11 protein-coding genes and 1 riboswitch are annotated in these 14,622 nt (G+C 68.2%); of the genes, 2 read left to right on the forward strand and 9 right to left on the reverse strand.

Annotated features, from left to right (window positions below):
- Nucleotides 1-59: 59 nt before the first annotated feature.
- Nucleotides 60-165: riboswitch (glycine riboswitch) on the reverse strand.
- 234 nt (nucleotides 166-399) lie between these two features.
- Together purN and purM are read right to left on the reverse strand one after the other, a co-directional pair.
- Nucleotides 400-981: a phosphoribosylglycinamide formyltransferase gene (gene purN, locus ACSQ2G_RS12010; RefSeq protein WP_436031102.1), complete on the reverse strand. Its 582-nt coding sequence runs from the start codon at nucleotides 979-981 to the stop codon at nucleotides 400-402.
- 107 nt (nucleotides 982-1,088) lie between these two features.
- Complete coding sequence (gene purM / locus ACSQ2G_RS12015) at nucleotides 1,089-2,114, reverse strand: phosphoribosylformylglycinamidine cyclo-ligase (RefSeq protein ID WP_436031103.1); 1,026 nt, start codon at nucleotides 2,112-2,114, stop codon at nucleotides 1,089-1,091.
- A 112-nt stretch (nucleotides 2,115-2,226) separates the two neighbouring features.
- Here purM and rnd point away from each other — a divergent pair, with 112 nt between their 5' ends.
- Entirely contained in the window at nucleotides 2,227-3,399 is a 1,173-nt protein-coding gene (gene rnd, locus ACSQ2G_RS12020) for a ribonuclease D (RefSeq protein ID WP_436031104.1), read from the forward strand.
- A gap of 142 nt (nucleotides 3,400-3,541) precedes the next feature.
- Here the strand turns inward: rnd and ACSQ2G_RS12025 are convergent, their stop codons facing one another.
- From ACSQ2G_RS12025 to ACSQ2G_RS12055, 7 genes are all read right to left on the reverse strand, one after another.
- Entirely contained in the window at nucleotides 3,542-3,820 is a 279-nt protein-coding gene (locus tag ACSQ2G_RS12025; RefSeq protein WP_436031105.1) for a hypothetical protein, read from the reverse strand.
- Nucleotides 3,821-4,003: 183 nt separating this feature from the next.
- Nucleotides 4,004-6,988, reverse strand: coding sequence for a TonB-dependent receptor plug domain-containing protein (locus ACSQ2G_RS12030; RefSeq protein ID WP_436031106.1), 2,985 nt, complete (start codon nucleotides 6,986-6,988; stop codon nucleotides 4,004-4,006).
- 319 nt (nucleotides 6,989-7,307) lie between these two features.
- Nucleotides 7,308-8,795: a Ppx/GppA phosphatase family protein gene (locus ACSQ2G_RS12035; protein ID WP_436031108.1), complete on the reverse strand. Its 1,488-nt coding sequence runs from the start codon at nucleotides 8,793-8,795 to the stop codon at nucleotides 7,308-7,310.
- A 50-nt stretch (nucleotides 8,796-8,845) separates the two neighbouring features.
- Entirely contained in the window at nucleotides 8,846-11,074 is a 2,229-nt protein-coding gene (locus ACSQ2G_RS12040) for an RNA degradosome polyphosphate kinase (RefSeq protein ID WP_436031110.1), read from the reverse strand.
- Nucleotides 11,075-11,300: 226 nt separating this feature from the next.
- Nucleotides 11,301-11,999: a DnaA regulatory inactivator HdaA gene (gene hdaA / locus ACSQ2G_RS12045; RefSeq protein ID WP_436031112.1), complete on the reverse strand. Its 699-nt coding sequence runs from the start codon at nucleotides 11,997-11,999 to the stop codon at nucleotides 11,301-11,303.
- Between the two features lie 315 nt (nucleotides 12,000-12,314).
- Nucleotides 12,315-12,836: a hypothetical protein gene (locus ACSQ2G_RS12050; protein ID WP_436031114.1), complete on the reverse strand. Its 522-nt coding sequence runs from the start codon at nucleotides 12,834-12,836 to the stop codon at nucleotides 12,315-12,317.
- 135 nt (nucleotides 12,837-12,971) lie between these two features.
- A complete protein-coding gene (locus ACSQ2G_RS12055; RefSeq protein WP_436031116.1) occupies nucleotides 12,972-13,295 on the reverse strand; it encodes a GIY-YIG nuclease family protein in 324 nt (107 codons plus the stop codon).
- 195 nt (nucleotides 13,296-13,490) lie between these two features.
- On the opposite strand from ACSQ2G_RS12055, the gene ACSQ2G_RS12060 reads away from it, so the two are divergent.
- Nucleotides 13,491-14,249: an EcsC family protein gene (locus tag ACSQ2G_RS12060; protein WP_436031118.1), complete on the forward strand. Its 759-nt coding sequence runs from the start codon at nucleotides 13,491-13,493 to the stop codon at nucleotides 14,247-14,249.
- The last annotated feature ends 373 nt before the right edge of the window (nucleotides 14,250-14,622 follow it).

Consider the following 14,622-nt stretch of genomic DNA (forward strand, 5'->3'; position numbering starts at 1 on the left):
GTCTGTTCAGGTCATGGGCAGCCGAGGGGTGTCGCGACGGACCGTCGTGGCCCGCCTTCCGCACCCCCGCTGTCCTTGGCGCCTGAGAGATTCAGCGATGCGGAATCGCCTTGCTCCTTCGGCGAGGGCGCACGCAGACGCGCCCTGCTTTCCAGCGTTTCGAGGCCGTCGCGGTCCTTCTGCTTGAGCGTTTCCGGGGCGGTTTCGCCTTCAGCGCCGGGCCAGGCCCGGTCTCTCCCGCGAGAGCGCCCCCAGCAGGATCCGCAACCGGGCTTGCGTCAATTCGTGGCGACACGGCGCGCGCGCCAAGAGGCCGGGGCGCCGTTTTGAAACGCAACCCGCGCCGCTTTTCGCGGCGTCCAAGGTGCGCCTTGTTCGCCCTCGTGCAAGTCGGGGCGCTTAGAGTCCGCGCACGAACTGCGCCAGGGTCGCCGGATACAGCTGGTGCTCCTGCTCCAGCACCCGGTCGCTCAGCATGTGCTCGGTGTCGCCCGGCAGGATCGGCACGCGGGCTTGGCCCAGTACGGGGCCCTCGTCGACGCCGGCGGTGACCAGGTGGACGGTGCAGCCGGCCTCGACCTCGCCGGCGGCCAGGGCGCGGCCGTGGGTGTCCAGGCCGGGATATTTCGGCAGCAGGGACGGGTGGATGTTGAGCATCCGGCCCGCCCAGGCCTCGACCAGGAACGGGGTGAGGATGCGCATGTAGCCGGCCAGGGCGACGACCTGGATCCCGCGTTCGCGCAGGGCGGCGTCGATGGCCCGCTCGTGGGCCTCGCGGTCCTTGCCGAAGGCGCGTTGGTCAACGGCCAGGGCCTCGATCCCGGCCTCCGCCGCCGTGACCAGGCCGCCGGCCTCGGGCTTGTTGGACAGCACCAGGGCGACCGCGAACGGGCAGGCCGGGTCCTGGGCGGCGCGGACCAGGGCCTCCATGTTGGAGCCCCGGCCGGAGATCAGGACGGCGACTTTGGTGCGTTGGGTCAACGGAAGTCCCCCTCCGGCCCTCTGGGCCACCTCCCCTAGAGGGGGAGGATTTGCGATGCTGGATCCTCCCCCTCTGGGGGAGGTGGCGGCGAAGCCGACGGAGGGGGTTAGCCCGCTACCAGCTGCCCACAGATGAAGGCGTCTTCGTCCGCGTTCAGCAGCGCCGCCAGCACCGGCTCGGCGTCGGACGCCGCCACCACCAGGATGAAGCCGACGCCGCAGTTGAAGGTGCGGCGCAGCTCGTGGTCGGAAATGCCGCCCTCGCGCTGCAGCCAGTCGAAGACCGGGGGCAGGGGCCAGGCGTTCCAGTCGAACTCGGGGACCAGGCCCTCGGCGATGCAGCGCGGCGGGTTCTCGATCAGGCCGCCGCCGGTGATGTGGGCGCCGCCCTTGACGCGGCCCGACTGCAGCAGGGGCAGGATCGACTTCACATAGATGCGGGTCGGGGCCATCAGCGCCTCGGCCAAGGTCTTTCCCTCGGCGAACGGGGCAGGAGCGTCCCAGGCCAGGCCCGAGCGCTCGACCACGCGGCGCACCAGGCTGTAGCCGTTGGAGTGCGGGCCCGACGAGCCGACGCCGATGATCAGGTCGCCGGCCCGCTGCCGGTCCAGCTTGGGCAGCACGCCGTCGCGCTCGACCGCCCCGACCGAGAAGCCGGCCAGGTCGTATTCGCCGTCGCCGTACATGCCCGGCATCTCGGCCGTCTCGCCGCCCACCAGGGCCGCGCCGGCCAGCTTGCAGCCGTCGGCGATGCCGGCCACCACGCTGGTGGCGGTCGCGACGTCCAGCTTGCCGGTGGCGAAATAGTCGAGGAACAGCAGCGGTTCGGCGCCCTGGGCCAGCAGGTCGTTGACGCACATGGCCACCAGGTCGATGCCGACCGTGGCGTGCATGCCGGTGTCGATGGCGATGCGCAGCTTGGTGCCGACGCCGTCGGTGGTGGAGACCAGCAGCGGGTCGTCGTAGCCGGCCGCCTTCAGGTCGAACAGGGCGCCGAAACCGCCCAGGCCCGCCTCGGCGCCAGGGCGTCGGGTGGCCTTGGCCAGAGGCTTGATCGCCTCGACCAGGGCGTTGCCCGCATCGATATCGACGCCAGCCTGGGCGTAGGTGAGGCCGTTCTGGGGGTCGCTCATGCGCTTGCTCTGGCTCGAAGACGGCTCAACGAGCCGTTTTTGAAAGGAAACTTGCCGCCCCCCCCAAGCTTGTGCTTGCAGACTCGGGGGTGCGCGAGGCTATTAGCAGCCGATGACGACGATCACCACTACCGCCGCGCTGGCGGCGTTCTGTAATGAGTTGAAGGGCCAGCCCTTCATCGCCGTGGACACCGAGTTCATGCGCGAAACCACCTACTGGCCCAAGCTGTGCTTGATCCAGGTGGCCTCGCCGGACACCGAAGCCTGTATCGACCCGCTGGCCGAGGGCATCGACCTGGCGCCGTTGCTGGACATCCTGCGCGACCCGTCGGTCCTGAAGGTGTTCCACGCGGCTCGCCAGGACGTCGAGATCTTCAACAATCTCGACGCCATGCCGACGCCGCTGTTCGACACCCAGGTGGCCGGCATGGCCGCCGGGTTCGGCGAACAGATCGCCTACGACGCCCTGGTCCGCCAGATGCTGAAGATCGAGCTGGACAAGTCCAGCCGCTTCACCGACTGGGCCCGCCGCCCGCTCAGCGACGCCCAACTGACCTACGCCGTCGCCGACGTCACCCACCTGGCGACCCTGTTCCCCATCCTGCGCGACCGCCTGGACAAGGCCGGCCGCCTGGCCTGGGTGGAAGAGGAGATGAAGGCGCTCAACGACCCGGCCGCCTACGACGTCGATCCGGAAAAGGCCTGGCGCCGCCTGCGTCCGCGCAAGACCGGGGCCAAGTACCTGGCGGTGTTCAAGGCCGTGGCCGCCTGGCGCGAGCGCACGGCCCAGACCCGCGACCAGCCGCGCGGCCGCATCCTGAAGGACGAGGCCATCGACGAGCTGGCTACCCAGGCCCCGACCAGCCTGGAGGGCCTCAACACCCTGCGCAGTGTGCCCAAGGGCTTCGGCGGCTCCAAGTTCGGGCCCGACCTGCTGGCGGCCATCAAGGCCGCCCTGGCCGATCCGGAAGGCTACGCCCCCGTGCTCGACAAAGCCGGTCCGCCGCCGCCCGCCTCGGCCGGCGCCGTCGTCGAGCTGCTGAAGGTGCTGCTCAAGGCCCGGGCCGAAGAGGCCGGCGTGGCCTCCAAGCTGATCGCCACGGTCTCGGACCTGGAAAAGATCGCCGCCGACGACGAGGCCAACACGCCCGCCCTGGTCGGCTGGCGGCGCGAGGCCTTTGGCCTGGACGCCTTGAAGATCAAGCGCGGCGAACTGGCCCTGGTGCTGGACGGAGCCCGCGTGCGGGTCGTCGAGGTCCGACGCGCGGCGCCCAGGGCCGACTAGGACCTGGTCCTTCTCTCCTTGCGGGAGAAGATGGCGGCGCGGCCGCGGAACGAGACGCCCAACAAAAGCGCCGCGACGGTCCTTCGACTGTCGCGGCGTCTTTGTTTCCGAGCCCTGCTTGCCGTAGCCGGGCGTCAGCGTCCTAACGGGCGATGTGCGGGACAAGATTGCTGGCCGCCAGGGCCAGCGAGGCCAGCACCACGCCGTGGAACACGCAGCCGACGATCACCGTGCGCTTGACCGACCAGCCGGCGTCGGCCGCGAAGGCGCGGGCCAGGTCGTTCTGCAGGCGGCGGGCCGGGCCGACCACCGAGACGTCGTCGGCGCCGGCGAGCCGCAGCTGAGGCCGCGCGCTCGGCGCCGGAAAGGCGATGATCTGGTTTTCGACGTGTTCGACTTCGACGATCCGCTGCTTCTGCATGGACGCTCTCCCCCGTTGTTGATCGGTGGAGCTTGCGGGAGCCGTGGATAACAAACCGTGCTCGGCGAGCGCTGTTATGCTGCGGCGGCGTGTCGCGGCGGCGTCGCCTCGGGCGCCAGACGGAGAAAAGAAAGGGCCGGCTCCTTTCGGAACCGGCCCCGTCCATTCGTCTCGGGCGTAAGCTTAGTAGGTGAAGCGCACGCCCACCTTGAAGGTCCGGCCGATCAGGCCGGGATAGTGGAAGGTCGTCAGGAAGTTCGGGGCGCTGGCGTAGGCGCCCGGCGCGACCGGGGCCTTCTCGTCGAACAGGTTGCCGACGTGGCCATAGACCTGGACCGAGTCGGTGATCTGAGCGGTGCCGTTCAGGTCGACGTTCACGAACTTCTTGATGTAGCAGAACTTTTCGCCCAGGGCCTTGTCGCCGGTCGCATACTGGTTGGCGGTGATGCAATCGGTGCTGGTCCGCTGGTCAGCGGCCACCGACTTGATCTTGCCGACATAGTAGGCGGTCGCCGACAGGCTGTAGCGGCTCCACTCAATCGTGTTCTGCCAGTTGCCGCGCCAATCCGGCGTGCCGTTGCCCGAGGACAGCTGGTACGGGCCCAGCGTGCCGGCGTACTTCTGCACGCCATTGGACGTGTGCAGGTCGTACTTCAGCACGTGGGTGACCTCGACGCGGCTGGTCAGCTTGGCGTCGAACGGCAGGTCGGCCTTGGCGGTGGCCGAGAAGTCCACGCCCGAGGTCTTGGAGAAGTCGGCGTTCACGAACGGCGCGTTGATGATCAGCACGCGGGGCAGGGCGTTCGGGAACAGCGGGTCGATGGCGTCGACCAGGTTGCACGAATAGCCCGGACCCACGGCGGCCACGGCGGCGCAGCCGCTGGTGACGGTCGTGCCCGTGTAATAGGCGTTGCGGGCCTTGGCCAGCAGCGGACCGGCCACGATCAGGTCGGACTTCTTCACGTCGTAGTAGTCGACGGTCAGGCTGAGCCAGGGGGTCGGCTCGGCGATCACGCCCAGGGTGAAGCTGCGCGACTTTTCCGGCTTCAGGTCCGGGTTGCCGACATAGCCGCCGCCCAGCGAATAGGCCTGGGCGTAGGGGTTGGGGTTGTTGGTTGGCGGCGCGGTCAGACCGCCGTGGGCGTTTTGGAAGGTTTCCGGCGGAGTGAAGGTCGAGAAGCCGGCATATTGGCTGCGCGCGCCCGATTCCGCGAAGGTCGGAGCCCGGAAGCCCTTGGAATAGGTGCCGCGGAACGCCAGCTGGCGCAGCGGCGTGTACTTGGCGCCGATCTTCGGCGAGAAGTGGCTGAAGCCTTCCGAATAGTGGTCGTAGCGGCCCGAGGCGTTGATCTCGAGCTGGTTCAGGACCGGCGCGAGCACTTCGAAATAGCCGGCCGTGACGGTGTGCTTACCGAACGCCGACGAGGTGGTCAGCGAATAGGTGTCCAGCTTGGCGTTCTGGTTGTTGTTGACCAGTTCTTCCTTGCGGACTTGACCGCCGACCGCCAGCTGCATCGTGCCGCCCGGCAGTTCCCACAGCTCCTTCGTGATCGAAGCGTCCAGCGAGTACATCGTCGAGTGCGACGGCGTGGTCACGGTCGGCGAGATGAAGTCGCGAGCGGCCTGGGTGTTGTTGCCCGGGTTGGCGAAGTCGTAGCTGCCGGTGTTGATCGACTTCAGCAGGTTGGCGATGTTCAGGTAGCCGTATTGCTCGATCTTCAGGTTGTCTCGAGCCGCCACCGCGTCCACGCGCCAGTTCCAGTCGCCGCCGATGTCGCCCTTCAGGCCCGCCGCGCCGCGATAGACTTCGTTGGTGCGGTCGCTGCCGGCGGGGATGTCGCCGAACAGGTAGTAGATGCGGGCCGCGCCGTTCGAGGGATCGTTGGCGAAGGCGGTCGCATAGGGATTGTTCGGATTCAGGCGACGGTCGGCCGCCGTGGCGCAGTTCGCGCCGGCCGAGCAGATGTAGACCGGCAGGACGATGCCGGGGTTGGTCGAGGCCAGGGAGGCCGAACCGCCGAACGGCTGGGTGTTGCGCAGGGCGCGCGGCTGGTTCTTGATGCTGACGAAATCGTACGAATAGCTGCCAGTGACGTAGCCCTCGACGTTCTCGCCCAGCTTGAAGCTCAGGCGGCTGTTCAGAGCGTAGCGCTCCTGCTTCGGCTGGATCTGGTTATACAGGTCGACCAGGTCGTACTTGCAGCCCGTGCCGCGCGAGCCGCCCGTGGTGGCGGTGTAGGTCCCGGCCAGGCAGGTTCCCAGGCCCAGCGACGTGTAGTTGCTGTAGGGCTGGGTGACGCCCTTGGAGTCGATATAGGTCCCGTCGGCGAAAGGCTGCACGCCGCCCGACAGCGGGTTGTTCAGGTCGCTCTGGGTGGTGCGCACGACGACGGCGGTCGGCGTGGCGGTCGTCAGCGAGCTATCGGCGGTGTTGTTGTCCAGGCCGCCGATCGGGCGCAGGTCCTGGGTGTTGTAGGGGAAGCCGCGGCTGTGGCTGCTGACGCGGCCGTCCTTCTGGTACTCGCCGTTGACGTAGAAGTTCCAGCCCTTCTCGGCGTAGTCGCCGTAGCCCAGGGTCAGGTCGAAGCGCTGGTGGCGCGCGTCGCGTTCCTGGCTTTGGCCGAATTCGGCGCTGCCCGAGACGCCTTCGAACTGCTTCTTCAGGATCAGGTTGACGACGCCGCCGATGGCGTCGGCGCCATAGCTGGACGAGGCGCCGTCCTTCAGGACTTCGATCCGGTCGATCAGGCTGAAGGGGATGCTGTTGAGGTCGACATAGGCGTTGTGGCCGTCGTCGTTGATCGGGAAGTTGGCCGAACGCAGGCCGTCCACCAGGACCAGGGTCGACGAGACGCCCAGGCCGCGCAGCGAAACGGCCGAACCGCCGGCGCTGAAGCCGCTCTGGAATCCGGTGCCGATCGAGCCGGCGCCGTCGGCCGAGACCGAGCGGATCGCATCCGTGGCCGTCGTCATGCCGGCGCGCTGCAGGTTCTGCGAGGTCAGGACCGTGACGGGCGAGGGGGTTTCGGTGTCGGTGCGGCGGAACAGCGAACCGGTGACGACGATTTCCTCGACCTCGGTCTGGTCGGCCGGGGCGGCGGTCTGGGCGGAGGCCTGGCCGGCGGCGAACAGGGTCGCGGCGGCGCCGCAGATCATCGTCGTGGCCATCAGCCGCGCGCGCGTGGGTTTAGTTCTCAAGTCGGTGACCCCCAGAAATATGCAGGCGCGGTTCGTCGCGCCGCGATGACTGCGACTTAGCTTTCCTAAGCGCGGTTGCAGCAGGGCTATCGATGATTGGGACGATCGGTCAATAGTTGTCGCATTAATGAAATGTAACGTGGCTATTTTGACACAATTCGGCACGAGTTGACCCGCAATGTTGCGGAGTCGAAATGTCCATTTCAATGCGTGAAATTACGCGGATCGACGGATTTTCGGCCTGAACCGGGCCGGCGCAATCCTGAGGTGCGCCTTGTGAAGGCGGTTTTCAAAGTGCGGTGATTTTAAGCTTCAAGCCTAGGATCGTCGCCAGGGCGCCCGCTCTCTTGGCGGTCTGCTCGCCCAACAGCAGGTCGGCGTAGCCCGGCTCGGCGGCCAGCAGCAGGTCGCCCTTGTCGATGGCGAGTCGCGACCGGGCCAGCAGCGGCGCGCTGCGGCCCGACAGGTCGCAACCCAGGCGGATGGCCGCGCCCAGGGCCCGGGCCCGCTTCAGGCGGCCGGGCGACAGCAGGCGCTCCAGCACCTCCAGTTCCGGCGGGGTGAAGGCGCTGGCGTGGCGGGCGAAGGCCGCGGCGGCCAGGAAGGCCCGCTCGGCGTGGGTCTGGCCGGCGATCGGCGCCCGCAGCACCTGTTCGAACACCAGGTCGGCGCGATGGTCCGGGTGCAGCCGCGCGCCCAGGTCGGCCAGGCGGCAGGCGGCCGAGGCCAGGACGGGGTCGCGTTCGCCGAAGCACGGCGGCAACTGGGCCAGGGCCGGCGCCAGCCAGGCGTCCAGCGCCGCGCCCAGTTCGTCGGCCACGCCCTGCCGGGCCCCCAGGGAGGCGCAGCCTTCGACCAGCGGGTCCTGCCGGCGCACGCGGGGCGGCATGGCCTCAAACAGCAGGCCCTCGCGCACGCCGTAGGCCGAGATCTCGATGCGCTTGAGGTCCAGGCTCTCGATCAGCTGCTCCAGCACCACGGCGGCGTAGGGCAGGGTCTCCGAGCGCTTCTTGCTCATGCCCTCGATGCGCTCGAGCGAGCTCCTGGACTGGTGGGCGACCAGGCGGGCGGCGTCCAGGGCCTCGGCGCGGCCGATGCTATACTGGTGGACCACGTGCAGCGGATAGCCGGTCAGGCGCATGTGCAGCAGGGCCAGGTTGCGCCAGGCGCCGCCGACCGCGTGGAAGACGTCGGTCTTGAAGGCCTGGGCCACCGGCGCCAGGCGCTGGGCGCACAGCCGCCGCACCCGCTCCGGATCGAAGCCCTCCGACAGGCCCAGGCTGAACGGGCCCAGCGGCAGGGTCACGCCCAGGCCGGCTCCGGTGGTCTCCAGGCGGATCAGCTCCAGGCTGGCTCCGCCCAGGTCGCCGACCACGCCGGTGGCGTCGGGCGTTCCGGCCAGCACGCCGACGGCGGCGTAGCGGGCCTCTTCCTCGCCCGACAGCACGCGGGTGGAAAAGCCGGTCTCGGCCTTGATCCGCTCGACGAAGGCCGCGCCGTCCTTGGCCTCGCGCACGGCGGCGGTGGCGGCGATGAAGGTCTCGGCCGGCTTGACGGCCTCCAGCACGGCGCGGAACCGTTTCAGGGCCGCCAGGGTTTGGGCCACGCCTTCGGGATTGAGCCGGCCGCCGGCCCCCAGGTCACGGCCCAGCCCGGCCAGGACCTTCTCGTTGAACACCGTCCAGATGGCGCGGCCTTCCAGCCGGTACACCACGAGGCGGACCGAGTTGGAGCCGATATCGATAACGGCCGCGTCGCGCGGCGCCGCAAAAGGCATGGAGCTGGTTTAGCCTATTGGGCGGGGAGGGGAAGCCTTGAAACGATCCGTCACCCCCGCCGAGGGCCGACATGGTCGAAGGCCTGCGGCAGGTCCTTCACCTTGTGGCCCCGGCCCGACAGGCTGGGATTGGTCATGAAGTATTCGTGGGCCGAGAAGGCGCCCTTGCGGTCCCAGGCCGGGTCGCGGGCGTAGTGGCCCTCGGCGTCGAGGTTCCAGCTCTGGGCCTCGTCGTTGAGGTTGGCGACCATGATCTGGTTGAGCACCTGCTGGTGCACGGTCGGGTTTTCGACCGGCACCAGGCTCTCGACCCGGCGATCCAGGTTGCGCGGCATCCAGTCGGCCGAGCTGATGAACACCCGGGTCTGGGCGCTGGGCATCGGGCCGCCATTGGCGAAGGCCACCACCCGGGCGTGCTCCAGGAACCGGCCGACGATCGACTTGACGCGGATGTTCTCCGACAGCCCCTTGATGCCCGGACGCAGGCAACAGATCCCGCGCACCACCAGGTCGATCTGCACCCCGTCCTGGCTGGCGCTGTAGAGGGCGTCGATGATCTGCGGGTCGACCACGGCGTTCATCTTGGCCCAGATCGAGGCCGGCTTGCCGTCGCGGGCGTTGCGGGCCTCGGCGGCGATCATGGTCAGCAGGTCCGGCTTCAGCGTCTCCGGCGAGAACGACAGCTTCTCCAGGCCATGGGGCTGGGCGTAGCCGGTGATGAAGTTGAACAGCTTGCCGCCGTCCCGGCCCAGGGCCGGATCGCAGGTGAACAGGCTCAGGTCGGTGTAAACCCGCGCCGTCTGCGGGTGGTAGTTGCCGGTGCCGAAGTGGCAGTAGGTGCGCAGAGCCTCGCCCTCGCGCCGCACCACCACCGACAGTTTGGCGTGGGTCTTCCAGTCGACGAAGCCGAACACCACGTGGACGCCCGCCCGCTCCAGGTCGCGAGCCCACTTCAGGTTATTCTCCTCGTCGAACCGCGCCTTGATCTCGACCAGGGCCGTGACGTTCTTGCCGTTGTCGGCCGCCTCGATCAGGGCCGCGACGATCGGGCTGTCCTTGGACGTGCGGTACAGGGTCTGCTTGATCGCCAGCACATTGGGGTCGCGCGCCGCCTGGCGGACGAACTGCACCACCACGTCGAAGCTCTCGAACGGGTGGTGGACCAGGATGTCCTTCTCGCGGATCGCCGCGAAGCAGTCGCCGCCGTGGTCGCGGATGCGCTCGGGGAAGCGGGCGTTGAACGGCTTGAACTTCAGGTCCGGGCGGTCGGGCGGGATCAGCTCGGCCATCTGGGCCAGGCCCAGCTTGCCGTCGACCAGGATCACGTCCTCGGGCTGGGCGCGCAGGCCCTCGATGATGAACTCGCGCAGGTCGTCGGGCATGGTGGTCTGGATCTTGACCCGCACCACGCGGCCCAGCCGGCGCTTCTTCAGCCGCGCCTCGAACTCGCGCACCAGGTCCTCGGCCTCTTCCTCGATCTCCAGGTCGCTGTCGCGGATCAGGCGGAACAGACCGCGGCCCTCGACCTCGTAGCCGGGGAACAGGTGGCCCAGGAACAGGATGATGAAGCTCTCCAGCGCCACGATCCGCCGCTCGCGCTTGCGCGTGCTCTTGGCCGGCGCCTGGCTAAGCTCCCAGAACCGCTGCACCTGGCTGGGCACCGGCACCAGGGCGTAGAGGTGCTTGTCGTCGGCGATGCGGCGCAGCTTCAGCGCCAGGCAGAAGCCCAGGTTGGGGATGAACGGGAACGGGTGGGCCGGGTCGATGGCCAGCGGCGTCAGCACCGGGAACATCCGGGTCAGGAACAGCTCCTCGGCCCGCTCGCGGTCGGGACCGACGATGTCCTTGGCGTCCAGCAGCTTGAGGCCCTCGCCCCACAGCTCGGCCCGCACCTGGGTCCAGATCCGCTGCTGCTCGGCCATCAGCTCGGCGGCCGAGGCGTTGATGCGCTGCAATTGCTCGCCCGGCGTCAGCCCGTCCTGGCTGACCACCCGCACGCCCTCGCGCACCTGGCCCTTCAGGCCGGCCACCCGGACCATGTAGAATTCGTCGAGGTTGTTGGCGCTGATCGACAGGAACCGCAGCCGCTCCAGCAGCGGGTGGCGCGGATTGCCGCTCTCCTCCAGCACCCGCACGTTGAAGGCCAGCCACGAGGTCTCGCGGTTGAAGAACCGCTCGGGCGAGCCCAGCAGCTCGTCGTCCAGCCGCAGGCCCGCCAGGTCCGGCGCGGCCGGCGAGGGCGCGGCGGGCAGGTCGAGGGCTGTGGCGGCGTCGGTCATGGGGGTCTCCGGTCTACTGTGCACAGAGTGACGGAGGGTGGTGACAGGAGCAAGACAAACGCACCCTCTCCCATGGGGAGAGGGAGGGGCCCGCCGCGCAGCGGTGGGAGGGTGAGGGGGTAAGACGTCAAACGGCGTGCCGGCAGAGCGAAAACGGTGAGGGCGTAACCCCTCACCCTCCCACGCTCTTCGAGCGCGGGCCCCTCCCTCTCCTTATAGGAGAGGGTTATTCTTCCTCGTCCTCCGCCTCCCCGAAATCCAGCACCGCCAGCGCCAGGGCCTTGTTGACCTCGCGGCCCTGCTGGATCGACGCCTCGTCCAGCGCGCTGACCGCCGCCAGGGCCGCCGGGGCCGACCTCGGCAAGCGCGCCATCAGGTAGGGATAGAGGTCCGCCGCCGGCCGGATGCCCGCCGCCTCGAAGCCGCGCCGCAGCACCGCCTCCAGCACCACGTCGTCGGGCTCGGCGATCCGGGCCACGGTCAGGGCGTTGAGCCGCGAGCGCAGGTCGGGGACGCCCGCGTCCCAGGCCACGGGGGCCAAGCGGCCGGTCAGCAGCAAGCTTCCGCCGTCGACCCCGGCCATGTTGATCAGGTGGAACAGGGTCTCGTCGTCGACGAGGTCGCCTTCAGAGCGGCGGTCGGCGTCCTCGACCAGCAGCGGCTGGCCGCGCAGGGCGGCCAGGTCCAGCGGCCCGTGACCGGTGGAGGCGGCCTCGACCACCACGGCCGAGGTCCGCCGCGCCCAGTCACGCGCCAGATGCGTCTTGCCCGTCCCCGCCGGCCCGACCAGGGCCAGCCGCCCGTCGGGCCAGCCCGGCCAGGCGTCCAGCCCCTCCAGCGCCTCGGCATTGGTCGGCGACGACGCGAACGACTCCCGGTCCCAACGGGGCGGGACGGTCAGCGGCAGTCGGAACTGGCGAGGCAAGGCGGCGTCCGGACAGGGTTACTCGGTTACCGGAGATATAGGGCCGGGAGGCGGGCAGGGCGAGGTGGGCGGACGGTTTGGCTGGGGATGAGGGGCGGGGAGGTGTGGATGGGAGCTGCGACCGCTCCCCCGACCGTCCGTCATTCCCGCCCTTGTGGCGGGAACCCCTCGCCCCGACGCATGGGCGATGGAGTGGCGCGCCAGCGCGCCAAGGCTAGGTCGCAGCAGCGATGGCGTCAGCTTGTCGGCAAGAGGTGACGGCGAATTTCGACCCTTACCGGGCGCTCGCACTTGGTGTCGGGCCAACTGTTCAACTCATGGAGCGTATCGCTCCCCCGACAGAATGTTCGACATAGGCTTGCCTTGCCCGTGCCCTTGGTCGCCAAGCTTCCAGCCCGCCGGGCAACCGCCAATTCGCCTGTAGCGGCGGGATTGAACGACCTTTCCCAGGGATGATTGAAGCGGGATCAAGGCAAATCTGACAGTGAAATCACTCTTCCGATCGCCAGTAGTATTCACGCTCAGTCCATATAAATCACCAAACGCTTCGCACTTGCCAAGGTACTCATCTTCCTTGAACGTTGTGACCAAGGTCTCCTTGCAAACCTGACCATTAATCTCGGCATTCGGGCGAGAAAACAGCTCAACCACGCTGCTATCGGCGCAAAAGAGGACCGAGCCGGCACGCCCGCCGGAGTCATCGACAACGTCTGCGCGCCAAAACGATGGGCCCAGCAACGCTTGCCTCGCCTTCATATCTTCCTGGTGCTGCTGATCGGGGGAACAGCTCAAAAGCATTGGCCAGCTTGTCAAAACAACTGCCAGGAACCGAAGCATTAGTCACCTTTGCGCAGGACTATGTGCATTCGTATTACATGCGTAATTTTTTGAGTCAACTCGACCTTCGCGCTCGTTCGCAATCCACCCCAAGCAGACGATCAGCACGTCCGTTCTAGGCGCCGACAACCCACCTCAAACCTGCCGAGGGACCGGCGTCCAATTGAACACCCCCTCATACAGATCGTCCCAACGCGGGTTGTCGCGTTCGATCAGGTTGATCTTCCACTGGCGCGGCCAGCGCTTGATCGAGGTCTCGCGCTGGATGGCGTCGGTCATCCGGTCATGAATCTCGTACCAGACCAGACGCTTAAGGTCGTAACGCCGCGTGAAGCCGCCCACGCCTTCGCGATGCTGGATGATACGGCTTTGGAAGTTGGCGGTGACGCCGGTGTAGAGCGTGCCGCGATAATGGTCGGTCATCATGTAGACGGCGATCCAGGCGTCGGTGGCGACCATGGGGGCCTGCAAGAGAAATTAAATCTACAGGTTGATCTTATTCGGTGAAGCTCAACCGTCAATCTGCTGAGAGTCCCGAGTGTGGCGCGCGGGCGCGCCAAGGTGTCTCACCGTCGGCTGAGCCAGGGGTTCCCGCCACAAGGGCGGGAATGACGAGCGGTGGGGGCCGGCGGCGGGACACGCTATATGTGTCAAATGACCGCCTCTTTCTCCCAAGACCTCGCCGCTTGGCGCGCCCGCATCACCAAGCCCGCCGGGCCGTTGGGCAAGGCCTCGCGGGCCGTGCAGCGGAAGATCAACACGATCATTCCCGAGAAGGTCCACGCCGCGATCACCGCCGCCATGGAGGCCATGACCCGGGCGATCCTGACCGGGGCCGACTTCGCCACGGCGTCTCCGCTCCAGAACGCCACGCTCGAGCAGCGCGAGGCCAAGGTGGCGACCGCGATCCAGGGCTGGAAGACCGCCGCCGGGGCCGAGGGCGGGGTGGCCGGGGCGGGCGGGTTCCTGCTGGCGGCGGCCGACTTCCCGCTGCTGATGAGCTTCAAACTGAAGCTGCTGTTCGAGATCGCCGCCCTCTACGGCCATGATGGCGGTGTGCTGAGCGAGCGGCTCTATATCCTGCACATCTTCGAGCTGGCCTTCTCGGACGTCGAGCACCGCCTCAAGGTGCTGGAGGCCATGGACGACTGGGACGCGCGCGCCCACCCCGCCGACCTGAAGGGCTTCGGCTGGCGCTCGTTCCAGCAGCAGTACCGCGACCACATCGACCTGGCCAAGCTGGCCCAGCTGCTGCCCGTGGTCGGCGCCCCGGTCGGGGCCGTGGTCAACTGGCGGCTGACGGCGCACCTGGGGAAGACGGCGATGATGGCCTATCGGATGCGGTGGGCCGGTGAAGCCAAGGGCGCCGCCTCGCCCCCTCTCCCAGCGGGAGAGGGAGGGGCCCAAGCGTAGCTTGGGAGGGTGAGGGATTACACCCTGTCCGGTTTCACGCGGAGTCTGTGCCGGCGCGCCGGCTGGCGGTTTACGCCCTCACCCTCCCACCGCTGCGCGGCGGGCCCCTCCCTCTTCCCACGGGAGAGGGTTCGAAATGACTTATGCTCGGCGGATAGCCAGCAAAGTCTCACGATTTCAACGCCCTGAACTTTCTCGACCCCAATTTGTCCCCACCTTCCAAACCCGCCTTATCCTGATCCCACCTCGTGGCATGGAAAGGGCGCATGGCCAGCGACCGATGCGGCGGCGGGGGGCGATCGAGCGGGATTGGGCTGGAGGGGGTTACTCCAGCGTGTCCGGGGAGCCTGGCGTTGCAGGCCCCGCCCGCCGT

The sequence above is a fragment of the Caulobacter sp. LjRoot300 genome, assembly GCF_964253875.1.
GTDB lineage: Bacteria > Pseudomonadota > Alphaproteobacteria > Caulobacterales > Caulobacteraceae > Caulobacter.